The sequence below is a fragment of the Chitinophagales bacterium genome (assembly GCA_041392475.1).
Lineage (GTDB): Bacteria > Bacteroidota > Bacteroidia > Chitinophagales > UBA2359 > JAUHXA01.
Window position 1 is genome coordinate 1,225,287 of the sequence record JAWKLZ010000001.1, and the last position, 24,663, is coordinate 1,249,949.

16 protein-coding genes are annotated in these 24,663 nt (G+C 40.0%); all 16 read left to right on the forward strand.

Annotation, left to right across the window (positions count from 1 at the left end; genetic code table 11):
• The first annotated feature begins 156 nt into the window (after positions 1 to 156).
• The 16 genes from R3E32_04495 (at position 157) to R3E32_04570 (ending at position 24,647) form a co-directional block, all read left to right on the forward strand.
• Positions 157 to 1,566, forward strand: coding sequence for a T9SS type A sorting domain-containing protein (locus R3E32_04495; protein ID MEZ4883979.1), 1,410 nt, complete (start codon positions 157 to 159; stop codon positions 1,564 to 1,566).
• 52 nt (positions 1,567 to 1,618) lie between these two features.
• On the forward strand, positions 1,619 to 3,559 hold the full coding sequence (gene pelA, locus R3E32_04500; protein ID MEZ4883980.1) for a pectate lyase: 1,941 nt from the start codon (positions 1,619 to 1,621) through the stop codon (positions 3,557 to 3,559).
• A 74-nt stretch (positions 3,560 to 3,633) separates the two neighbouring features.
• A complete protein-coding gene (locus tag R3E32_04505) occupies positions 3,634 to 5,616 on the forward strand; it encodes an acetylxylan esterase (GenBank protein MEZ4883981.1) in 1,983 nt (660 codons plus the stop codon).
• 155 nt (positions 5,617 to 5,771) lie between these two features.
• The gene (locus R3E32_04510) at positions 5,772 to 6,548 is read left to right on the forward strand and encodes a DeoR/GlpR family DNA-binding transcription regulator (GenBank protein ID MEZ4883982.1); all 777 of its coding nucleotides are present in this window, start codon (positions 5,772 to 5,774) and stop codon (positions 6,546 to 6,548) included.
• Positions 6,549 to 6,572: 24 nt separating this feature from the next.
• Positions 6,573 to 7,988: an L-fucose/L-arabinose isomerase family protein gene (locus R3E32_04515; protein ID MEZ4883983.1), complete on the forward strand. Its 1,416-nt coding sequence runs from the start codon at positions 6,573 to 6,575 to the stop codon at positions 7,986 to 7,988.
• 14 nt (positions 7,989 to 8,002) lie between these two features.
• On the forward strand, positions 8,003 to 8,842 hold the full coding sequence (locus R3E32_04520; protein ID MEZ4883984.1) for a transketolase: 840 nt from the start codon (positions 8,003 to 8,005) through the stop codon (positions 8,840 to 8,842).
• Positions 8,833 to 9,801 (forward strand): transketolase C-terminal domain-containing protein, encoded by a 969-nt coding sequence (locus R3E32_04525; protein MEZ4883985.1) that lies wholly within the window; start codon positions 8,833 to 8,835, stop codon positions 9,799 to 9,801. Before R3E32_04520 ends, R3E32_04525 begins: the two co-directional genes overlap by 10 nt.
• Before the next feature lie 21 nt (positions 9,802 to 9,822).
• Entirely contained in the window at positions 9,823 to 10,776 is a 954-nt protein-coding gene (locus tag R3E32_04530) for a D-ribose ABC transporter substrate-binding protein (protein ID MEZ4883986.1), read from the forward strand.
• 5 nt (positions 10,777 to 10,781) lie between these two features.
• Positions 10,782 to 11,402 carry a DUF2291 domain-containing protein gene (locus tag R3E32_04535; GenBank protein ID MEZ4883987.1) on the forward strand — a complete coding sequence of 207 codons (621 nt, stop codon included), beginning with the start codon at positions 10,782 to 10,784 and terminating at the stop codon, positions 11,400 to 11,402.
• A 1-nt stretch (position 11,403) separates the two neighbouring features.
• Complete coding sequence (locus R3E32_04540; GenBank protein MEZ4883988.1) at positions 11,404 to 12,924, forward strand: sugar ABC transporter ATP-binding protein; 1,521 nt, start codon at positions 11,404 to 11,406, stop codon at positions 12,922 to 12,924.
• Positions 12,921 to 13,895, forward strand: coding sequence for a ribose ABC transporter permease (rbsC, locus tag R3E32_04545; GenBank protein ID MEZ4883989.1), 975 nt, complete (start codon positions 12,921 to 12,923; stop codon positions 13,893 to 13,895). The genes R3E32_04540 and rbsC overlap by 4 nt, the downstream gene beginning before the upstream one ends.
• Positions 13,888 to 15,384: a glycerol kinase GlpK gene (gene glpK, locus R3E32_04550; GenBank protein ID MEZ4883990.1), complete on the forward strand. Its 1,497-nt coding sequence runs from the start codon at positions 13,888 to 13,890 to the stop codon at positions 15,382 to 15,384. Before rbsC ends, glpK begins: the two co-directional genes overlap by 8 nt.
• 64 nt (positions 15,385 to 15,448) lie before the next feature.
• On the forward strand, positions 15,449 to 18,841 hold the full coding sequence (locus tag R3E32_04555) for a pectinesterase family protein (protein ID MEZ4883991.1): 3,393 nt from the start codon (positions 15,449 to 15,451) through the stop codon (positions 18,839 to 18,841).
• Positions 18,842 to 18,903: 62 nt separating this feature from the next.
• Positions 18,904 to 21,705: a DUF1593 domain-containing protein gene (locus R3E32_04560; GenBank protein MEZ4883992.1), complete on the forward strand. Its 2,802-nt coding sequence runs from the start codon at positions 18,904 to 18,906 to the stop codon at positions 21,703 to 21,705.
• Between the two features lie 62 nt (positions 21,706 to 21,767).
• Positions 21,768 to 23,222, forward strand: coding sequence for a DUF1593 domain-containing protein (locus R3E32_04565; protein MEZ4883993.1), 1,455 nt, complete (start codon positions 21,768 to 21,770; stop codon positions 23,220 to 23,222).
• Positions 23,223 to 23,273: 51 nt separating this feature from the next.
• Entirely contained in the window at positions 23,274 to 24,647 is a 1,374-nt protein-coding gene (locus R3E32_04570) for a pectate lyase (GenBank protein MEZ4883994.1), read from the forward strand.
• The last annotated feature ends 16 nt before the right edge of the window (positions 24,648 to 24,663 follow it).

Sequence of the window (24,663 nt, forward strand, 5' to 3'; positions counted from 1 at the left end):
GAAGTTTGTTCTTGAAGATATCGACTTGATGCTCTCAAAAGAAAACTTTAAAAGTCTTTGATCTGCAATTGTTAATTGACAAATTTTATTTTGCCCATTCATCTTTTCAGCACTTTTAAATGCCTTAATTTTTAACACTTTAATCATTCATCCGCAATGAAAAACTTACAATTTATATTCGTTTTATTTCTATTAACAGCTTCATTATTTGCCCAAACACCCGATTTTTCAATAATGGGTTTTGCAAAAATGAATGGCGGAACAACTGGCGGTGAAGGAGGTGAAGTGGTTACTCCTACTACTTTTGACGAACTCAATACATACTGCACATCGTCCCAACCGTATGTTATTTTAATTGACCGAGAATTCAAAGGGTCAAACCCAGATGCTTCAAATCCCAATGCTCCTGTGCGAAGAGTAATTAATATGACTTCTAACAAGACACTTTTAGGAGTTGGCTCTAATGGGTTTATCAACCAAATTAGCGTCAATATCAATTCGAAGCAAAATATCATTATCAGAAATATAAAATTTACTATGAAAGACGTTCCTGTCGATATCTCAGGCTCAGAGGTAAAAATTTTGGGAACGAACAATGACCCTGATATTATTTCTATTTCGGCTGACCTGAGTTCAATTCCTGCTACTGATCGCATGACGAGAAATATTTGGATTGACCACTGTGAGTTTTACAACGAAGACCCTTCGGTAATGACCGATCAAGACAGATATGACGGGCTTTTGGATATGAAAAACGATTCCCAATTTATCACCATTTCGTGGTGTGTTTTTCGTGACCATCACAAAGGTTGTTTGTCTGGTTCGGGAAACTCTGACAATCACGACCGAAAAACCACTATGCACCACAATTTTTTTGACAATATTTCTTCTCGAACCCCATTGCAGCGATATGGTAAGTTACACTTGTTAAACAATTATATAGTCAACTGTGAAAATGGTCTAAATGTAAGAATTCAGTCAGAAGCAGTTGCAGAAAAAAATTACTTCAAAGATACCAAAAAACCCATTTTTGGAAAACCTTCTGAAGGTGGTTCAGCTACTGAAATAGACAATTATTTTGATAATTGCCAGCGATTATCTGCTGTTCATATCCCTTCAACAAGTTCTCCAGATGCTGATCCTTTGAGTGCGTCAGAAGAATACAATGCCAATGAGTATGTTATTCCTTATGAATATAGCACTTATGTGACAGAGGTTGCTGATGTTCCTAATGTGGTGACAGAATGGGCAGGTATTGGCAAAATTGCCTCAAATCCAACAAGTATAACTATGTACCAGATTGATGAGGTAAATGAAATTCTATTTTCTTCAACTTTTGTAAAGGATGAATTGACTATTTCAATTGATGCCAAAACCAATTTTGCTTCGGTTATAACAGTGACGGACATGAATGGGAAAACCGTATTGAATAAAAATGAATTGGTTGTTGCAGGGAAGAATAAAGTCAGCTTAGACATGAGTTCTTTTAGTAGCGGGATTTATATATGTAATTTGTACGCCGCAGGTAAGCAGATTGCAGCAGCAAAAATATATAAGAGCAATTAGAGTATAAATCAAACATATAGCCTATTACAAACTTTTAATAAACTTTTGGTTGATGAAAAAGATAACTACAAACACTATCCTTTTCGCATTTTTCCTTTTACTTTCTGTCACTACTTCAATATTTTCTCAAACCAACTCAACTACTAAAAAAAACAAAAATTCTGTTGAAGAAAAATCAAGAAATTTTCCTTCAAACTGGTGGGCAACATACAAAGAAAGGGATACGGAATGGTTTCGCAGCAAAGAAGCAAAAAACATTGCAGATAATATTATAAGTTGGCAAACTCCCGAAGGAGGCTGGCCACTGATGAATACGACCAATGAACCGTGGACAGGAGATGAAAGTGCCATCGGCCCTTGGGGACGAAATGGCACCCTTATCTATGCCACAACGAATGAAATAAGGTTTTTGTCAAATGTATTTATCGCAACTCAGCAAACTCAATATAAAGATGCTGCCATAAAAGGCATCCATTACATTTTTGACGCACAAACACCTACGGGAGGATGGCCCAAAGCTTTTCCCATTCACAGTGATGATTACAAACGACACATCACCTTCAATGATGGCTGTATGGAAAACGGTTTGACCTTATTGAAGGATTTATACACTGACGAAAAATATTCATTTTTAGACTCTACACTTGTCGTTCAAATAAAAGAAAGATACAATTTGGGTATAGAATGTATTCTAAAATGCCAAATTGTAACCAATGGCAAACTCACAGGTTGGTGTCAACAACACGACGAAAAAACTTGCCAGCCCAGACCTGGGCGAACCTTTGAGCCTGCTGCAATAAGTGGTTCGGAAAGCATTGGGATTATCAAATTGTTGATGGAGGTAGAAAACCCAACACTTGAAGTAAAAAAATCAATTGAAGCGGCTGTTCAGTGGATTGAAGCCTCCAAAATCGAAGGTTTTGCAGTCGAAACCATACCTGATTCAACCTTTGAACTAAGAAAAATTGACCGAAAAGTGGTTGCCAATCCCAATTCTGTCCTTTGGGCAAGGTATTATGAAATTGATACAAATCGCCCCATTTTTTTGGGTAGAGATGGTATCACAAAATACCATCTTGCTGAGATTGAACAAGAGCGTCGAACAGGATATGCTTGGTATGGTGAATGGGGCAAGGCACTAAACGAAATCTATACAGCTTGGGCTACCAAATGGGGAGTTGACATTTCGAATTCAACAGCTCTAGACCATCCCAAAGATGGCTATTTTATTACCTCTGACAGTTTACGAATACATTATTTGACCAAAGGTGAAGGCACTCCCATTATTTTGATTCATGGACTTTCAGGTACAGCCTATGGAAATTGGTACAAGAATGGAATCGCTGATACATTGGCAAAAAATCATTTTGTGGTGGCATTGGACTGTAGAAATCACGGACTTAGCGACAAGCCTGCGGGTGGCGAATTGGCATGGGGTTCTGAAACGGAGGTGATAGAACTGATGAATCACCTCAATATTGACAAAGCACATTTTCATGGATACTCTATGGGAGGTGCGATTATTGGGCAACTTATGGCGAAAGTGCCAGAACGATTCATTACTGCAAGCATGGGAGGATATGGAATTCCCGAAACAGATTCTGTTTGGATTGCTAAAATACCCGAAGAAAGTAAAGGCGTAGACCCCGATGCAAAAGAAGCGTATCAAAAATTGGTGATGGCTTATTTGGAAAGCAAAGGGATGAACGAAAAGGAAATTGAAGAATTTATAAACACACCTCGACCTCCAAGACCCAAAATATTACCTCCGCCTCTCACTATAGACTTAACTCAAATAGAGTTTCCAGTGATGACCATTTTGGGAGAGTTCGATAGGGCAGTCGGTAAATCACATCGTATGAAACGACAAATAAAAAACTTTAGGCATGTGGTGCTTCCTGGAAAATCACACAACACCGCAATCATGGCAGATTATATACCCTCACTTTACATCGAATCTCTTGTTGATTTTATTGACAGCAACGATAAATAACATTTTGAAAATCAAAAATTTATAAAGCACTGAAAGTTGTAAAATTTGCACAAAAACCCTAATACCTTCAAAGCATGAAAACCCTTTTCACCCTCACCCTTATCTTGATAACCCTAAGTTCTTCTTCTCTTTTGGGACAAGAAAACTTCAATGCACTTTCTTGGAGACAAAATACTGCCTTCAATGCCTACCTTATGCGAGAAGTACACCAGCAATACGCTGAACGTACAGTAGAATTGAACAACGCATTGAAGTCCAAAGCAGCAATGATAGAATATCGGGATGACTTGCGGAAAAGGTATGAATCCATGTTAGGAGACTTTCCCAAAAAAGAAGCTTTGAATGCACAAGTCCTAAAAATTTCTCCTGAAAATGGATTCACAATAGAAACCATCATTTTTGAAAGCCTTCCCAAAAGATATGTCACTGCAAACCTTTACTTACCCGAAGGCAAAGGTCCTTTCGCCGCCTCTTTGCATTTATGTGGACATGGCATAAAAGGCAAAGCAGGTTCGTTAATAGCCCCTTTGATGGCACAAAATGGGATAGCAGTATTGGTTATCGACCCTATCGGTCAAGGCGAACGAATACAATTCTTAAAAGACGACGGTAAATCTGCAACCCGTGGTGCGACCACCGAACACACCTTACTCAATGCAGGCTGCAATTTGTTGGGCAGCAATCTTGCGGCTTATGAATGGTGGGACAATCACCGAGCCATTGACTATTTAGAAACTCGAACCGACATTGATAAAAACCGATTGGCAGCTTATGGCAGTTCGGGGGGAGGCACACAAACCGCCTATTTGATAGGCCTAGAAAAGCGTTTGAAGGTAGCTTCAATATGCAGTTATTTTTCACAGCGTGAGCGAGTATTGGAGTTAAGTGGAGCTTCTGATGGCTGCCAACACATACCAAATGAAGGAAGCGAACATATCGAAATTGCAGATTTCGTCACCATGTTTGCACCCAAACCAGTGTTAATCATGTCGGGTTTATACGATTTTGTGGATTATTGGGGAGCGAGTCAAGGCTTCAACGAACTAAAAAAAGTTTATGAAACCTTGGGCGAAGGTGAAGCTATCCAACAATTGACCACCGAAAGCGGACATGGGATGCCGAAAGAAAAACGGGAAGCATTAGTGACTTGGTTTCGTAGATGGCTGTACAACGACCCAAATCCCGTTATCGAAAAACAACCCTTCAGAACCGATGAAACTAAAACCCAATGTACTTCAAGTGGGCAAGTACTTACAGAGTTTTCGGATGCTATTTCGATACCAGAATACAATCAGATTCTTGCCAAAAAATGGGCTAAAGAACGCAGTCTTTTTCTACTTCAAAATGATTCTATTGTTCGACAAAAAGTATTTAGTCTTTTGGGGATGAACCTTACAACACAAGAAGTCACAGCTGAACAGACAAGTTTCAGCAAGGAAAAAAACTATGACCTCTACAAATATCAACTTGTTCGAAAAGGCGAATTACCGCTACCCTGTGTTGTACTAATACCCGAAACTCTATCTTCAAGTAGTAAGGTGGTCATTTGGCTAAACGAATCTGGAAAAGACAATATTTTGAAGGATGAGTCGATTTTGAACCATTCGGTCAAACAGGGTGAAATATTAGTAGTAGCCGACTTGCGAGGATATGGTGAAACGACCGATCCCGAAAACTTCAACGAATCCAAATACTGGAACTCAGAATACCGCAATGCAATGATTGGCTTACACATTAGGAAAACCATTGTAGGACAGAGAGTTACCGATATCTTTTCATTACTTGATTTCATTTCCACTAACGCTCAATTTGCAGATTATCCTATTCAACTGAAAGCAAACGGCACTTACGGCCCAGTAGCCATTCACGCCACTTATCTTGATAGGCGAATTGCTCAAACCGAAATCTCCAATTCCATCAAATCTTATCTTGAATTTATAGAAAATCCAATGCAGCGAAATGCTTATACCAATGTTGTACCCAGCGTTTTGAAATATTATGATTTAAAAGACTTGTGTGGAAAGGCAGGAAAATCTCGTATCAAATTTATGGATTAAACACGATTGGCTTCACATCGCTACTTTAATTCCAGAAATATAGCAACGCAATGTATTGACCAAATAACTTTAAACAATAAAAAGAAAATAAACGAAAATAAAAGAAAATAAACGAAAAAACATTATCTTTGTATTTCACCAAAACAAAGTAATATATGCTTGCCAAACAGAGAAAAGAAAAAATTTTTGAACTAATAAAGGAGGATGGTGCTGCAAAGGTTACTGATTTAGCGAGGATATTCAAAGTAACAGAAGTTACGATTCGTCAAGATTTGGAAAAATTAGAAAAAGAAGGATTGGTAGTAAGAGAACATGGAGGTGTCCATCTCAAAAATGTTGAAGATCAAGTACGTAATTTCGAACTGACTCATCAAGAGAATCTTACGAAAAAAGAAATTATCGCTCAAAAGTGTTTAGATTTTATTCATCCTGGAGATACCATCATACTTGATTCTGGTTCAACAACCACAGAGATAGCCAAAAAAATAATGCACATTAAGGGCCTTACAGTCATTACCAATGCATTAAATATTGCCCTCATGCTCGGTGCTAATCCAAATATCGAAGTGGTAATGACGGGCGGAGAGTTTAAACCTCCTACCCTTTCTCTGACAGGACAAAAAGCGGCTGATTTTTTCAAAGGATTGAACGTACAGAAACTCTTTTTGGCTACTGCTGGAATTTCATTAAAGTCTGGTCTTACGTATCCAAGCATAAGTGATTTAGTAGTGAAAAAAGCCATGATAGATTCAGCTGATACCACCTATTTGGTTGCTGATTCCACAAAGATTGGCAAGACTGCATTCGCCAGTTTGGGAGCCTTGTCACTCATCGATTTTATTATTACAGATGGAGGGGTGAATGAAAAGCACAAACAGGTTTTTAAAGACAATGAAATTGAATTAATCATTGCAAAAAAAAAAGAAAATTAAGACCTAATAATTAAAATAACAAAGATGAACAAACAGAACATCACTTTAGGGGTCATTATTGGGAACAGAGATTTTTTTCCCGACAAATTGGTGTCAGAAGCAAGAGTCGATGTCTTGAAGATACTTGACGAACAAGGTATTGAAGCAATATTGCTTAATGAAAACGACACCAAATTAGGAGGTGTAGAGACGTATCAAGATGCTCGTAAATGCGCTGATTTGTTCATCAAACACAAAAAGGATATTGCAGGAGTGTTGATAGTGTTGCCCAACTTTGGTGATGAAAGAGGCGTGGCAGATACGCTGCATTTGGCTGATTTGAAAGTACCCGTTTTGATTCAGGGTTATCCAGATGAATTGCATAAATTGAATGTTGCGAATAGAAGAGATTCTTGGTGCGGTAAGATTTCTGTCTGCAATAACTTGTATCAATATGGCATCAAATATACGATTACGACTAAACACGTTGTGCATCCAACCGACCCATCGTTTATTAAAGATTTGAAGCAATTTTCGGCAGTTTGTCGAATAGTTAGAGGGATGAAAAATGTGAGAATTGGAGCAATTGGAGCAAGACCAACAGCCTTCAATACAGTTCGATACAGTGAAAAAATTCTTCAAAAAAATGGCATTTCCGTTGTCACCTGTGATTTATCCGAAATATTGGGCAATGCCAACAAATTGGAGAATTCGGATCAACGTGTCAAGGCTCATTTAGAGAAAATCCATAATTATGCCTCAGTTGGTCTGACTCCACCAGAAGCACTATTCCAAATCGCAAAATTGGATGTGGTATTAAATGACTTCATGCAAGCCAATGATTTGGATGCAAACGCCATTCAGTGCTGGACTTCATTGCAGCAAAACTACGGCTGCAATGTTTGTACAAGCTCAAGTATGTTCAGTGAAGGAATGATTCCTAGTGCCTGCGAAGTAGATGTCACAGGAACGCTAAGTATGTACGCCATGCAATTGGCATCTGGTTCACCGAGCGCATTGGTAGATTGGAATAACAATTATGCCAATGATGACGAAAAATGTGTGCTTTTCCATTGCGGAAACTGGGCAAAATCTTTCCTCCCTGATATTGAAATTAGCAATGCACCCATTTTAGGCACGACTGTAGGAGTCGAAAACACTTACGGAGCTTTGGACGGACGTACACCTGCATCACCTTTGACCTTCGGACGCATTACTACGGACGACACCAAAGGGGTAATGAAATGTTATGTAGGTGATGGACAATTAACTGATGACGAACTAAATACATTTGGCAACAGAGCAGTAGCCAAAATCCCTAACCTTCAAGGGTTGATGCAGTACGTTTGTAAAAATGGTTTTGAACACCATGTAGTTATGAATGCATCACATACCTCTGCCGCATTAAAAGAAGCATTTGAGAATTACTTGGGATGGGAAGTGTATCATCATAATGGGTAAACTACAATGTAAACATGGACGATAAAGAACTTAAATTAAAATCCGTATTTCTGAGAAAGAACCTTCTCAAATACATCTACGCTGCAAAAGCAGGCCATACAGGAGGTAGCCTTTCGTGTGTGGACATCCTAAACGTATTATACAATAGGGTACTAAACATTGATCCAAAAAATTTTAAAAATCCAGATAGAGACCGATATATTCAAAGTAAAGGTCATTCGGTAGAAGCACTTTTTGTCACTTTAGCAGACCGTGGTTTCTTTCCCGAATCCGATTTGGAAACCCTTTGTCAATACAAGTCACACTATATAGGACACCCTACTAAAAAAGTCAATGGTGTGGAACAAAATACAGGAGCATTGGGGCATGGTTTGTCTATAAGTGTCGGCGAAGCGATTGCAGCCAAACTAGACAAAAAGAGCCACCGAGTATTTACACTTTTAGGCGATGGAGAATTGCCTGAGGGCTCCAATTGGGAAGCATTTTTAGCCGCAGCACATTACAAATTGGACAACTTATATGCAATCCTCGATTATAATAAACAACAGATTACAGGCTCTAATCAGGAAGTTATGAATACCGATTCTGTTCAGGAGAAATTGGAAGCTTTTGGTTGGGCAGTAAAAGAGGTGGATGGACACAACCTCAAAGAATTAGAAGAGGCACTTAATAAGGGTCCTTTGGAGGAAGGAAAGCCTAATTTCATCATTGCACATACCATAAAAGGAAAGGGGGTAAGTTATATGGAAGGTGTATTGAAATGGCATCATGGTGTGCCAAGTCCTCAACAATATGAGCAAGCACTATCTGAATTAGAATCTACTGAATCATTAATTAAGAAATTATGGAGTTAGACATAATAGAAGAGAAAGATTTAAAAATGGGCAAAGCCAATCAGATAATTTTTTCTACCACTTTGGAAAATTTGGCGGCTACAGATAGACACATTATTGTGGTGACCAGCGATTCAAGAGGTTCTGGAAAATTGGTTCCTTTTGGAGAAACATATCCCAATCAAATAGTAGAAGTAGGCATTGCAGAGCAGAATCTCGTTGGTGTTGCAGCAGGATTGGCTTCTGCTGGTAAGAAGGCTTTTGCCATTTCTCCTGCCTGTTTCCTTACAGCACGGGCTCTTGAACAAATCAAAAATGATGTGGCATATTCCGACAATCCTGTAAAATTGATTGGAATAAGTTCGGGGGTGAGTTATGGTGCGCTTGGTACAACACACCATAGTTTACATGACTTTGCAGTACTACGTGCTATCAACAATCTTATCATCGTTGCTCCTGCGGATAATTTTGAAACCGAACAAGCTGTGTATCATGCAGCGAAATTGAAAAAGCCAATTTACATGAGATTGGGGAAAAAAGCCATGCCATTTCTAAATGAATCGAACGCAACATTTGAGATTGGAAAAGGACGAATAGTAAGAAAGGGCAGCGACCTAACCATTATAGCTACGGGAGAAACGGTTTATCCCGCTTGGCAGGCAGCCAAAGCATTGAAGGAGAAGCACGATGTAGAAGCAACTGTGGTCAGTATGCACACCATCAAACCATTGGATACGGATTTGCTGGATGAATTAGCCGCTGAGGGCAAACCGATTATTACAGTAGAAGAACACATGATTAATGGGGGTCTGGGGGAAGCTTGTGCTTCCTACCTCTTCCAAAAAGGAGCAAGAAATCCTTTTCGCATTATGGGTATTCCTGATGAATACACAATTACAGGTTCGCAAGTCGAAATCTTCATTCACTACGGCATTTCACAAGAAGGCATTATGGCAAAAGCTTTAGAGCTGTTTAATTAACAACAATAAATCCAACGTATAATGCGAATAAATTTTTCCTATTTAGTCTATCTATTTTTCACTATTGTTTTGGTGTGTGGATGCACTGAACAAAAGGATAAATCGCAGGAACAACAAAAAAAAGTAGCAGTGATTATCTCTACTCTCAACAACCCATGGTTTGTTGTTTTGGCTGAAACCGCTGCTAATCAAGCCAAAGAGTTAGGTTACGAAACAACCATTTTTGATTCCCAAAACAACACTGCTTTAGAGACAGATCATTTCGAAAACGCCATTGCTTCAGGCTACGATGCTGTTTTGTTTAATCCAACTGATGCTGATGGCTCTATCGCCAATGTCAGAATGGCCAAAAAAGCGGGCGTTCCAGTCTTTTGTATGGATAGAGAGGTCAATGCTACGGATGCGGCTACGAGCCAAATTTTATCGGATAGCTATGCAGGATGTGTAGCTATAGGAAAATATTTCGTAGAAAAACTGAACAAAGAAGGCAAATACGTAGAAATACTTGGTTTAGTGGGAGACAACAATACATGGAGTCGCTCCAAAGGGTTTCACTCTGTAGTCGATCATTACCCAAAGCTTCAAATGGTGGCACAACAAAATGCAGATTTTGATAGGAACAAGGCGATGGAGGTGATGGAATCTATTCTGCAAGTACACCCAGACATCAAAGGGGTATTTTGTGGAAATGACGGCATGGCGATGGGCGCTTATCAGGCTTTGGTAGCCGCAGGAAAAGCGGAGAAAGTCATGGTTTTCGGATTTGATGGAGCAGGAGATGTAATCAATTCTATCCAACAAAAAAAGATTTTGGCAACAGGGATGCAGTTTCCAAAATTGATGGCAAAGACTGCAGCAAACTATGCGGATGAATATTTTAAAGGCAAACGTGACTTTGCACAGAAAGTTCCAGTGACCGTAGAAATGGTCAATCAAGAGAATGTCAATCAATATGTTGCTTACGGAAATGAATAATTACTATGAATAAAGCAATTAAATATATCATTGGAGTATCTATTGCAGCAATTGTGATGTCCAATTCTGTTTATTTCCGTCCTTTGGATGAAAAGTTGGCAGAAGGCAAGGAGGTTAAATTTGATGCAAAATCTTATGTTGAAGGGATTTGGGTAAAGGATTTATTGAGTGTTTACAATTCGTCCACAGACATTACGACTCTAATAAACCAACTTCAAAAAGACCCAAATACTACTTTCAAACAAGAAGCACAAGCCCTCGGAATTGGAAATATTGGCTACTTCAAAGTAAAGGGTGAGGGCACAGTATTAGAAGTCAATGAAAACAATGTGTTGCTGCAAGTCGGAGAACTTCCTGTCGAAATTGAAACAGAATTCATTTTTGGAAATGCCGTTCGTGATGCGTCAGGGCTTATCAAAATCAACGATTATGACCAAACATCCGACTTTAATTCTATTTCTGAATCCATCAATGATAAAATAAGACAGAAAATAATTCCTGATTTTAGGGCAAAAGTTAAGAAAGGCAACACAGTAAAATTTGAAGGGGCACTAGAGTTAAACAAAGCCCACCTGAATCTGAATAAACCAGAAATTATTCCTGTTTCCATTCAAATAGTCCCATAATATGAAAGCCCTACTTGAAGCACAAAATATCACCAAAAAGTTTTCAGGTGTCACTGCACTTAACCGAGTCAATTTGAGCTTGGAAGAGGGCAAAGTGATTGCTTTGATAGGCGAAAATGGTGCAGGAAAATCTACTTTATTGAAGATCATGTCTGGCATCTACACAGACTATGAAGGTACTATTTCCTTCAGAAATAAAACTGTCAATTTTTCAAAACCCAAAGACGCTCAAGACCTTGGTATCTCTATCATCCATCAAGAGTTGAATCTGATTCCTTACCTCACAGTAGCACAAAATGTTTTTCTCGGAAGAGAGTTGACCAATAAATTTGGGATTTTGGAGCGAGAAAAAATGAAACAAAAAACCAAGGCTCTGCTGGCTAAACTAAAACTGGAAGTAAAGTCTGATGTACTGGTGAGTTCTCTAAAAGTTGGGCAGCAGCAAATTGTAGAAATAGCGAAAGCATTATTGACCGAATCTGAGGTGTTTTTTATGGATGAACCTACCTCTGCAATTGGCGAAAGCGAGGTAGAAGTGATGTTTGAAATTATCAATCAGTTGAAAGCCGAAGGAAAATCCATTGTTTACATTTCACACAAACTGGATGAACTGTTTGCCCTTGCAGATAATTTTGTCGTTTTGCGTGATGGACTTGTAGTCGGGCAAGGAGCAATGAATCAAATTTCTCGCAATGAGTTAATCAATATGATGGCAGGTCGGGAAATCAAACAAACCAAAAGGTCGGGAAAAAAGATATCGGGTAAGCAGATGTTGTGTGTCAAAAACTTACAGCTACAAAACCCCAAAAACCTTCAACGTCCGATTTTGCAGAACATCAATTTTGAACTAAACAAAGGGGAAGTTTTGGGAATCTATGGTCTGATGGGCGCTGGCAGAACAGAACTATGCGAAAGTCTTTTTGGCTTACATCACCGAACATTAACAGGGACAGTTACTTTAGATGAGGCAGTAGTCAACTTCAAATCACCCATTGAAGCGATTGATTCTGGAATGGCATTGGTTCCTGAAGACCGAAAACAGGATGGCATCGTACCTGGCATGTCAGTAGTTCAAAACATGAGTCTTACCGTTTTGGATAAAGTTATCAAACTTGGATTGCTTCGTGGAAAATTGGAATCAAAACTCTTCGACAAACATGTAGAGTCTTTGAAAATAAAAGTCAACAATGAAGCACAACTCATTCGGAATTTGAGTGGTGGGAATCAACAAAAAGTAATTCTCGCAAAATGGATTGAGCGCAACCCTAAAGTATTGATGCTCGATGAACCGACACGAGGAATAGACATCAATGCAAAAAATGAGATTTACGAGCTAATCGCAATATTGGCTAACTCTGGTATTTCCGTTTTGGTCGTATCATCAGAAATACCTGAAATATTGGCCATTTCAGACCGAATACTGGTACTATCCGAAGGACAAATCACAGCAGAATTTGGTATTGAAGAAGCCACCGAAAATAAAATAATGAATGCTTGTATTCCTGAAAATATGAACAAATGACATTCTTAAAAAAATATTCAAATATTGCACAGTTTCAATCATTGATTGCCTTGTTCATCATGTGTTTACTATTGTCATTGCTGACAGACAATTTCATGACTACAGACAATTTTTGGAACGTAATGCGGCAGATTTCGGTGAATGTCTGCATTTCCGTAGGGATGACGCTCGTGATTCTTACAGCAGGAATTGACCTTTCGGTAGGCTCAGTCTTGGCATTTTGTGGAGCTATCACAGCAGGGCTATTAAAGCATGGAATTGGTATTTCTGCCATGAATCTGTTCGTTGGCTTCACGGTTTTTGGAGCAGTCATTACAGGACTGTTGGCAGGCGGAGCAATGGGCTTTATCAACGGTTATGCAGTCACAAAATTCAAAGTGCCTTCATTTGTAGCCACTTTAGCCATGCTCACTATGGCACGGGGTTTCACAATGCTCTGGACAGAAGGACACCCGATTACTGGACTTGGAGATTCTTTCGGCTTTCTCGGCACAGGCTGGTTTATAGGCATTCCCATGCCAGTTTGGATTTCGGGAATAGTAGTCATTATTGCAGTAATTCTTACAAGCAAAACGCGATTTGGAAGATACATCTATGCCATTGGAGGAAATGAAAGTGCTGCAAGACTATCTGGAATACCCATTGCCAAAATCAAAATATGGGTGTACTCATTGGCAGGAATGTTAGCTGCAATTGGAGGTGTATTGGTAACAGCACGATTGGATTCTGCCCAACCCAATGCGGGTATGAGTTATGAGTTGGATGCAATAGCTGCCGTTGTTATCGGAGGCACTTCTTTGGCGGGAGGAAGGGGAACTATCTTAGGAACTGTTTTGGGCGCAATGATAATCGGTGTTCTCAATAATGGACTCATATTGTTAAATGTGTCTCCATTTTGGCAGCAGGTTATCAAAGGCGTGGTGATACTTTTGGCAGTTATTATTGATAAATCGAATTCAAAAAATGAATAAAATACAGATGTCGGATTCATACATACTGGCCATAGATCAAGGTACAAGCAGTACCAAAACCATCATTTTTGATGCTCTGGGCAAAGCCAAACTCAAAGCGACAGAACCGCTCAAAACATATTATTTGGCAGGAAATAGAGTAGAACAAAAACCTGAAGAAATTTATCAAAATGTATTGACTTCCATCAAAAAATGCCTCGATGGTTTCAAGTCAAGCGGTGGAGATATTGGTCAAATCAAAGCTTGTGGCATTTCGAATCAACGAGAGACTTTTGTGCTTTGGAACAAAGCTGGCAAACCGCTTTACAATGCTGTGGTTTGGCAATGTAAAAGATCTATAAAAGTTTGCAATAGACTCAAAAGCCAAAGGCTGCAAACCAAAATCAATCAAAAAACAGGTCTGATTATCGACCCTTATTTTTCTGGCACAAAAGTGATTTGGCTTTACGAGAACGAACCCAACATCAGAGAAGCTATTGACAAAGGTGAAGCCTATTTTGGGAATGTTGATTCATGGCTTCTCTATAAAATGACAGGAGGAAAGTCCTACATGACCGACTACTCCAATGCCTCACGAACTCTATTCTTCAATTTACAAGAACTGCAATGGGATAGAGAATTGTTGGCAGATTTTGGCTTGTCTAATCTGAAACTACCTGAGTTAAAACCTTCTTCTTTTCATTTTGGAGAAACCGACTTGGACGGCTTACTCAACCACTCTATCAGTATCTCTGCTATGATAGGAGATTCACATGCCGCAGCATTTGGCGAAGGCTGTTTTGAGTCAGGTAATGCTAAAGCTACATTGGGTACAGGGAGTTCCATTTTGATGAATATCGGCAGCGAGCCCAAAACTTCTCAAAATGGTATGGTCACAACCATTTGTTGGAGTATGGCAAATCGAGTTGATTATGCTTTTGAAGGTATCATTGTTTCGGCAGGCGCTACCATTGAGTGGATCAAAAACCAATTGGGTTTATTTGAAAACACAGGTGATTTGGAGGCCATCTGCCTTTCGTTAGAGGACAATGGAGGAGTTTATATTGTTCCCGCATTCAGTGGTTTGGGCGCACCACATTGGGATATGAATAGAAAAGCGAGTATAGAGGGTTTGTCATTTGATTCTACCAAAAATCATGTAATCCGTGCGGCTGTAGAATCCGTTTCTTATCAAATCAAAGATGTGATTGAAGCCATGGAAGCAGATTCAGGTACACCACTAACGGAGCTTAAAATAGATGGAGGCATTACCTCCAATAAGTTCGTAGTTCAGTTTCTTGCAGACCTACTCCAGCGAAAAGTAACCAATATTAAAATTGCAGATGTCTCTGCTTTGGGAGCAGCCTATCTCGCTGGTCTGGACGCAGGGGTTTATCAAAATATTGACCACCTCAAAACCTTCAATCAGGATTCTACAAGCACCTTAGCAGGAGCAAATTCGATGAAAGTAAAAGACTATTACGAAGGATGGAAACGGGTGATTGGTTGAATATTATTGAAAAAATATCCATATAAATAAAATCAGGTATCAAATGATTTTTAAAAAAGTAAAAATGCATAAAGTTTCTATTGCTCTGCTTTTGTTTATCTTGAACTTAACCAATTTAAATGCACAACAACTGGCATTCCCAGGAGCAGAAGGCGGAGGCTGTTATACGGTAGGAGGACGTGGAGGAATCGTATATGAAGTCACCAATCTATCCGATTCGGGTGAGGGAAGTTTGCGATATGGCATCGAACTCAACGTACCTCGAACGATAGTTTTTAGGGTCTCTGGAAACATAGAACTAACCAAGGATCTCAACATACGAAACGACAACCTCACCATTGCAGGTCAGACTGCTCCAGGTGACGGAATCTGCATCAGCAATTGGAGTGTTTTTGTCAGTGCCGACAATGTCATTATCCGCTACATTCGTTTTAGACCTGGTGATGTATCGCACGAAGGAGTTGATGCACTGGGCGGTAGAGGTGGCAACAATGTAATAATTGACCATTGCACAACAAGCTGGAGCGTAGATGAAATCGCTTCCTTTTACGGCAACACCAATTTTACGATGCAATGGAGTATGCTCTACGAAAGCCTGAGAATCTCTGTTCACGGCAAAGGCAGGCATGGATTTTCGGGAATTTGGGGTGGCAACAAAGCCACTTTTCACCACAATCTAATCGCACATTCTGACAGTCGAAATCCCCGATTGTGCGGAAGTCGCTATTCAGACAAGCCCGAAGAGGAAAATGTCGACATCAGGAACAATGTATTTTACAACTACGGAGGAAATAGTGGCTACGCTGGCGAAGGAGGTCAATATACTTTTATCAACAACTATTACAAACCTGGACCAGCAACTACCAATGAAGAGGTTAGAAACCGAATTTTTGAACCTTGGGCAGATGATGGGAAAAACAAACAACCCAAAGGCGTTTATGGTAAATTCTTTTTAAGTGGGAACTATGTAAATGGCAGCGAATCGGTTACAAATGATAATTGGTTGGGTGTTCATCCCAAAATAGATGAATTCCCCTCTTTGACAAAAGACGATTTCAAGTTAGACTCTCCATTTACAGTCGGTCTTATCCAAACACAAACAGCTATAAACGCCTACAATAGTGTATTGGCAAATGCAGGAACAAGCATTGTCAGAGATACTTTAGACAAACGTGTAGTTGAGGAAACCCGAAAAGGTACTTACACCCATGAAGGTTCTAATGGCAGTACAAATGGATTGATTGACTCACAAAACGATGTAGGTGGCTGGCCTAAACTGAAAAGCACAACCGCACCGACCGACTCTGACCACGATGGTATGCCAGATGATTGGGAATCAAAAAAAGGTCTTAACCCCAATGATGACGCTGACGGAAACACCGTTTCGACTGATGGCTATACAAATCTCGAAAAATACCTCAATAGCATAGAGTTTTTGAATCCTGTTGGCAACTATCAATTGACAAAACTCACTGAATCAAGCTACAAACTTCAATGGCAGGACAATTACCTCGCTGAGGAGGGTTTTATTGTAGAACGCTCCTACAATAATGGTGAGTTTGAAGAAATCGCAAAATTGCCTAAATATACGGACAGTTATATTGACAGTTCTGTTTTACCCAGATTGGTGACTTACCGAGTCATTGCATACAACGCTAACAATAGCACGCCACGAACATCAAGTATCTCTACCTCAAGTATTTTGATGAGCCAACATGTAGATATTACTGTTGCACAGGATGGAAGTGGAGACTACAAAACCATCAACGAAGCAATCAAACAAATTCCTGAAAATGGCAATGAAAGAGTAGTAATTTTCATTAAAAACGGTCTATATCATGAAAGATTTAGAATCATACAAGACAACCTTACACTCATTGGAGAAAGTAGAGATAGTACTATCATTCAATACAGCTTGTTGCGAACTGATGTGGACAAAACAGATTCTATTGGTGTAGCGGTTGTCAATCTTTACGCCAACGATATCATCCTAAAAAACCTGACTATTATCAATACCCAACCTAAAATAGGTCCACACGCATTCGCCATTTACGGCAAAGGAACGAGAACGATTATTGACAACTGCAAAGTGACGAGTAAGGGGGCTGATACCGTTTCCCTTTGGGATGCTGAAAATGGAATGTATTATCACACCAATTGTCATTTTGAAGGAGCAGTAGATTTTGTGTGTCCCAGAGGATGGTGTTACATTGATAGTTCCAGCTTTTTTGAAGTAAAACAAACCGCAGCACTTTGGCATGCAGGAGGTGTCAATGAAAATCAAAAATTTGTGGTCAAAAATTCTTCTTTCGATGGTGTAAAAGGCTTTCAGTTGGGGCGACACCATTACGATGCCCAATTTTATTTGATCAATTGCAGTTATTCTGAAAATATGTCCGAGAAATCCATCTATCGAGTGACTTATCCCGATGAACCTGAAAGAGATAGACCCTACCTTTGGGGAGAAAGAAAGTATTTTTTTGGTTCTAAAAAAGAAGGTGAAACTTTTGAATGGTTGAGTGACAATGTTCAAAATGTGGATACACTTACTGCAAAATGGACTTTTGACAATCGTTGGGATCCAGAAAATACTACTCCCCCCAAATGCCTAAAAATGGATACCATTGAAGGCGAATTGAAATTGGAATTTGCAGAAGAAATGACCGTTAGAGGTGATTTGAAGATACAAAACATTGAAGGAAATACATTTTCTTACAAAAGCGGAAGTGGGGGAAAAACAATCATTTTTAGTAGAACTGGACAGTCATTAAAAGCGAATAGCTTCCATATTACAGACGGCGAATTGTTGGGTACACAAGCAACTGCTGATGAAAGACAAGTTCAGCAAATTGCAGTGTCATCACAGACCAATCAGACGACTGATTGGTTAATAGCCAGCTTTTTAAATACCAAATCATCGGATATTCAAATCAGTGGCAATCCCCAAATCGTTCATGCCCCCGATGGAGAAGCGGTATATTTTGATGGGATAGACGATGCCATATTTTTAGATACTATGCCATTAAAATCGCTGGAGGAGTTTACTGTTGAAATGATATTCAACCCTGCAAAAAATGCGCCTTTCGAGCAACGAATCCTACATATTGGTGAAATATCAGAAGACCGAATGTTACTCGAAATTCGAGCCGTTGATGACCACTGGTACTTTGATGGTTTTGCAGCTTCGGGAACCAACAAGAAAGCCCTTATTGACGAAAAATTGATACACCCACTTGGGGAATGGTACCATGTAGCTTTCGTTGTCACTCCAAATAGCCTCACCACTTATGTAAACGGAATTAGAGAACTACAAGAACCCTACTCTTTTAATCCGATTGAAAGTGGTCAAAGCTCTATTGGAGTGCGCTTGAATAAGCTTTCATGGTTCAAAGGAAGCATTTACAAAATAAGAATTACCCCCAAACAACTTACTAATGAAGACTTTATGGCTTTTTAGATATAAGAGCCAACCGCCAAACTTTAAAATAAAAATCATCTGTATAAAAAGAAAAACATAACATGACAAACCTTCTTCATTATTCCGATTTCCAAGCTAGTGTTCCGACGTTTTTCCAACGCCTTCAATACAAAACCGTTTTGTTTTTTCTTATTATTTTGTTTTTTAGCACCAAACTAACTGCTCAGGAAGATGAGTCAAACAGGATTCCTACATACGCTGTTCCGTATGAATATCCAACTATCGATGGAATCAATGAAGTTTTAAACCGTGTAAGGGTCTATTATGAATCTAGCAGCCCACAAAAAATCATTGATGCCAAAACAGGTAAAGAAATTACCGACTTTTCGAAATCAAATAAAAATGCACAGGTTTCAGAGGGCTTATCGAGCGAATGGACCTATACTCACGGCGTTGTGCTATCCGCCTTTGAATACATTGACGATGTGACGGGCAACAACAAGTTTTTTGCTAACAATACCAAGTTTTATGACCTTGTGATTGAAACCTTACCGTTTTTCCTCAAAAATGTTGAGGAATTTGGCAAAGAGGCAAATAGCGGTTGGGGAAGAACACCCCATTTTCATGCACTCGATGACTGCGGCTCTATCGGTGCTGCAATGATAAAAACCTATTTAAAAGACAAAAATGAAGACTATCTCGAACTAATCAATATCACCTCAGATTACATTTCCAACAAACAATTCCGATTAGAAGACGGCACTTTGGCTCGTAATCGCCCACAATACCAGTCAATATGGGCAGACGATTTATACATGAGCGTTCCGTTTCTTGCCAACATGGGAGTACTCACTGGAGACAACAAATATTTTGATGATGCCGTCAAGCAAATTCTGCAAATGGCTGACCGACTCTACATTCCCGAAAAAGAACTATTTGACCACGGTTGGAATGTAACATCAGGCGATTATGACCCACGATTTTATTGGGGGCGAGCCAATGGCTGGACATTGATGGCAATGGCGGAATTACTCAGCGTGTTACCAGAAAATCATCAAGGTCGGGACAAACTTTTGCACTTATACCGTTCGATGGTTCGTAGTTTGGCAGGGCTGCAAGACGGTACTGGATTTTGGCACAATATGCTGGACAAAACCGATACCTATACGGAAACATCCTGTACTGCCATGTTTACTTTTGCCATTGCCAAAGGTATCAATGAAGGATGGATCAATCATGTATATGGCCCAGTAGCTCTTACAGGCTGGAATGCCACCAAAACTCGTGTACTTGAAAATGGTGCTGTTGATGGCACTTGTGAAGGCACTACATTTGCACATGACAATACCTATTACTACAATCGAGGCAAAAGTATTCATGCCACACATGGTTATGGTCCTGTACTTTATGCAGGTGCAGAAATGATTCGTTTACTGCAAAACGACAAACTCAATGTTCTAAAAGCCAAACCCAATTCCGTCAATAGTACCTTCCATTATCTTCTGAAAAGCGAATGGCCAACTGCTCAAAACTCCAACTTAGACAAACCACGCGTTATCGTCACAAGTGATGGAGAGATTGACGATGAATGTTCTATGGTCAGATTTCTGCTCTACGCCAATGAATGGGACATTGAAGGAATTGTTACATCTAGTTCACAGTACCACTGGCATGGACACAACTGGGCGGGTGATGACTGGATTGAACCGAGTCTCGATGCCTACGCACAAGTCTATCCCAATCTCGTAAAACATGATAGTGAATACCCCACACCAGAGTACCTACAAGCACGCACTTTTCTCGGAAACGTAGAAACGGAAGGTGAAATGGATTCTATCACCTCTGGCTCACAACACATCGTGAAAGTTCTACTAGACAAATCGGACAATCACCCTATTTGGCTTCAAGCTTGGGGTGGTACGAACACCATTGCCAGAGCATTGAAAACCATTGAAGAAGAGCATCCAGAAAGAATGGTCGAGGTTGCAAACAAAATACGCTTCTTCTTTATCTGGGAACAAGATTCTACCTATCAAACCTATATCCGTCCAAATTGGGGAAAATACAACATTCTCACCATCATTTCAGATCAGTTTGAGGCAATTGCCTATCGCTGGAAGCAGGTTCAACCCAAGGAAATGCAGTCCTATTTCGAAGGAGCATGGATGAAAGAAAACATTTTGGAAAATCATGGCCCTCTATGTGGAATCTACAAAGCTCACACACAAGGAGATAAAGATGGTTTTGAAGAAGGAGATTTTAGATCAGAAGGTGATTCCCCTGCATTTTTGCATACCATTCACACGGGATTGCGAAATATGGAATCCCCCAACTGGGGCGGCTGGGGTGGTCGTTATGTGAAAGTAAGAGAGAATACCTGGCTCGACCCTGTCCCAGTTGAAGACTATGAATATCCGAAAGGGCGATGGTATAGCAGCAACGGCTGGGGAAGAAGCAGTTTACGAAAAGAATCAACCACAACTGAGGAACAACGCCGAGAATACTTCAAACCAATGTGGCGGTGGTCAGATGCACTGCAAAACGATTTTGCAGCCCGAGCCGATTGGTGCGTGAATTCTTATGAAGACGCAAACCACCCTCCTATGGTTGTACTCGCACATGCAGCAGATTTGAAAGCAAAAAAAGGAACACAAATTGCCTTGAGTGCAAAAGGAACAAGTGATCCCGACGAAGATGATTTAGAGTATCATTGGTGGATATACAAAGAAGCTAGTTCTTATGATGGTACTATAAAAATTCAAAATGACACAAAACAAGATGCCTCCTTCACAATTCCCCAAAATGCGCCTAGAGGGACAACAATCCATATTGTCTGCGAGGTGAAGGATAACGGCACACCACAATTGACGAGGTATCAGCGAGTCGTTGTAGAAATTGAATAGCCACAAAATAAAACTCAACAAAATTAGCCTTTAAATTTGAACTATACATAAAACAGAAATTCATGATAAAAGAACGAAATATTTTGTTGAAACAAATACTGATATTCATCTGCATCATCGGTAGTATTCATCATACATTGGCTCAGAATACACAAGTATCAGACAAACCACGCATTATCGTCACAAGCGATGGAGAAATAGACGATGAGTGCTCCTTGGTTAGATTTCTGCTGTATGCCAATGAATGGGATATCGAAGGAATTGTTACATCAAGTTCGCAATACCACTGGCATGGACACAGGTGGGCGGGGGATGACTGGGCAGAGTCGTATCTGGATGCCTACGAAAAAGTATATCCCAATCTGCTTCAACATGACAAGGCATATCCGACAGCGGAGTACCTTAGAGAGCGTACCTTCCTCGGAAATGTCGAAACGGAAGGAGAGATGGATTCCATCACTCCTGGTTCACAGCACATAGTCAAAGTCCTCTTGGACGAATCAGACGACCGACCTATCTGGCTTCAAGCATGGGGTGGAACCAATACCATAGCCAGAGCATTAAAAACCATTGAAGAAAATCACCCCGAAAAAATGGAGTATGTAGCAAAAAAGATTCGCTTCTACTTCATTTGGGAGCAAGATTCTACCTATCAGAGCTATATCCGACCACATTGGGGAAAGTACAACATTCTGACCATTATCTCCGATCAGTTCATAGCCATTTTTTACCACTGGAAAAAATACCTCCCTGCCGCAGAACAAAAATTCTTAGTAGGGTCATGGATGAAGCAACACATATTAGAGAATCACGGTGCTTTATGCTCCTTGTATAAATCTCATGAAAGCGGAGACAAAGGATTTGAAGAGGGAGATTTTAGATCTGAAGGAGATTCTCCCGCCTTCTTACATACCGTCAACACAGGGCTGCGTAGTATGGAATCTCCCGACTGGGGTGGTTGGGGAGGTCGTTATGTCAAAGTCCGAGAAAATACTTGGCTTGATCCCGTTCTGGATTCAACCTATCAATATCCCGAAGGTAGATGGTATGGAAATTCGGCATGGGGACGAGAACGCCTAAAAGAAGCCATCCCGAATGACAAAGAACTTACCGCCTACCTGAAACCTATGTGGCGTTGGACAGAAGCCCTTCAAAATGATTTTGCTGCAAGAGCTGACTGGTGTGTGAAATCTTTTGAAAAAGCCAATCACCCGCCAGTAGTAATACTTCAAAATCAGATAGATATGAAAGTCAAGCGTCAGGAGAAAGTGAAACTAAATGCAAAAAAAACCAGCGATCCTGATGGGGATAAACTGCAATATCGCTGGTGGCAATACAAAGAAGCTGGATCTTATGCAGGCAATATTGATATACAAGATGAACAGAAACAAAAGGCCTGCTTCAAAGTCCCCAGTGATGCTACTAAAGGACAAACCATCCATATCATTTGTGAAGTAAAAGATAACGGCACACCACAATTAACAAGATATCAACGATTAGTTCTCGAAATTAAATAATCATACAAAATAAAAATCATGCGTAAACATTCTTATAAAATTATATTTTTAATGTTTTTCATTTTCTGTTTTATAGACGGATTCACTCAAAATCAATTGGCATTTCCAAGTGCAGAAGGATATGGGAAATATACTGTTGGAGGGCGAGGAGGTGCTGTATGGGAAGTGACCAACCTCAATGACTCAGGTGAAGGCAGTCTTCGTGCTGCAGTTGAAGCCTCGGGTCCAAGGACGGTTGTGTTCAGAATTTCGGGCACAATAGATTTGAAGAGCAACCTGAAAATCTCCAATCCCTACATTACCATAGCTGGACAAACAGCTCCAGGAGACGGTATTTGTATTAAAAGATACCCTTTAATAATTGGTGCCAGTCAAGTAATTATTCGACATATACGAGTAAGATTTGGAGATGAATCGGGTGATGCATCTGATGCTATCTCCAGCAGATACAACAAACACATTATCTTAGACCATGTGTCGGCAAGTTGGAGTGTAGATGAGACCATGTCTATTTACCATTGTGACAGCATAACAGTACAATGGTGTTTGGTGGCAGAAAGTATGTCCCATTCCAAACACGATAAAGGTTCTCATGGATTTGGAGGTATTTGGGGATCCAACTACGGCACCTACCACCACAATTTGTTGGCCCACCACTCTAGCCGCAATCCTCGTTTCGCTTCAGGTAGTGGAAATACCGACTACAGAAACAATGTGCTGTACAATTGGGGATATCACAGTTGCTATGGGGGGGAAAAAGTACAAGTAAATAGTTCTGAGTTTGTATTCTCCAATTTTAATGTAGTGGCAAATTATTATAAACCAGGTCCAGCAACTCAACCAGGAGAAGTATCCCACCGCATTGCCAGCCCTTCAACACGTGACGGTGCTGCTGATTATGGTAAATGGTATATTGCCGAAAATGTTATGGAGGGAGATACTTCTGTTACAGCAGATAACTGGAGTGGCGGTGTACACCCACAAGGCGGAAGCGAAGATATTGCAGGATTAAAATTAGAGGAGCCGTGGCGAGCTATGCCTATCAAGCAACAAACTGCCGAGGAAGCCTATCAGGATGTTCTCAATAATGTAGGAGCTACCCTACCCAAACGTGATGCAGTTGATACCCGCATCATTGAAGAGACCCGTACAGGTACTGCCACGTATGAAGGCGCAACATACAAACAAAATCATGCTGTATCTGATAAATCAAAAAAATGTGGAATAATTGATTCTCAATCAGATGTAGGTGGTTGGCCAGAACTGAAAAGCACAGCAGCTCCGTCTGACACCGACCATGATGGTATGCCTGATGTTTGGGAAAAAACGAATGGTCTTAATCCAAACAATGCGGAGGATAGAAATACTATTACAGAAGATGGATATACGATGTTAGAAAAATATCTAAACAGTATTTCCAACTAATTTTGAAATTAAAATC

Coding starts and splice junctions, on each gene's coding strand:
- R3E32_04560 (MEZ4883992.1), top strand. CDS start 18,904: ATGACAAACCTTCTTCATTATTCCGATTTCCAAGCTAGTGTTCCGACG.
- R3E32_04555 (MEZ4883991.1), top strand. CDS start 15,449: ATGCATAAAGTTTCTATTGCTCTGCTTTTGTTTATCTTGAACTTAACC.
- glpK (MEZ4883990.1), top strand. CDS start 13,888: ATGAATAAAATACAGATGTCGGATTCATACATACTGGCCATAGATCAA.
- R3E32_04515 (MEZ4883983.1), top strand. CDS start 6,573: ATGAACAAACAGAACATCACTTTAGGGGTCATTATTGGGAACAGAGAT.
- R3E32_04520 (MEZ4883984.1), top strand. CDS start 8,003: ATGGACGATAAAGAACTTAAATTAAAATCCGTATTTCTGAGAAAGAAC.
- R3E32_04505 (MEZ4883981.1), top strand. CDS start 3,634: ATGAAAACCCTTTTCACCCTCACCCTTATCTTGATAACCCTAAGTTCT.
- R3E32_04525 (MEZ4883985.1), top strand. CDS start 8,833: ATGGAGTTAGACATAATAGAAGAGAAAGATTTAAAAATGGGCAAAGCC.
- R3E32_04540 (MEZ4883988.1), top strand. CDS start 11,404: ATGAAAGCCCTACTTGAAGCACAAAATATCACCAAAAAGTTTTCAGGT.
- pelA (MEZ4883980.1), top strand. CDS start 1,619: ATGAAAAAGATAACTACAAACACTATCCTTTTCGCATTTTTCCTTTTA.
- R3E32_04530 (MEZ4883986.1), top strand. CDS start 9,823: ATGCGAATAAATTTTTCCTATTTAGTCTATCTATTTTTCACTATTGTT.
- R3E32_04495 (MEZ4883979.1), top strand. CDS start 157: ATGAAAAACTTACAATTTATATTCGTTTTATTTCTATTAACAGCTTCA.
- R3E32_04535 (MEZ4883987.1), top strand. CDS start 10,782: ATGAATAAAGCAATTAAATATATCATTGGAGTATCTATTGCAGCAATT.
- rbsC (MEZ4883989.1), top strand. CDS start 12,921: ATGACATTCTTAAAAAAATATTCAAATATTGCACAGTTTCAATCATTG.
- R3E32_04565 (MEZ4883993.1), top strand. CDS start 21,768: ATGATAAAAGAACGAAATATTTTGTTGAAACAAATACTGATATTCATC.
- R3E32_04510 (MEZ4883982.1), top strand. CDS start 5,772: ATGCTTGCCAAACAGAGAAAAGAAAAAATTTTTGAACTAATAAAGGAG.
- R3E32_04570 (MEZ4883994.1), top strand. CDS start 23,274: ATGTTTTTCATTTTCTGTTTTATAGACGGATTCACTCAAAATCAATTG.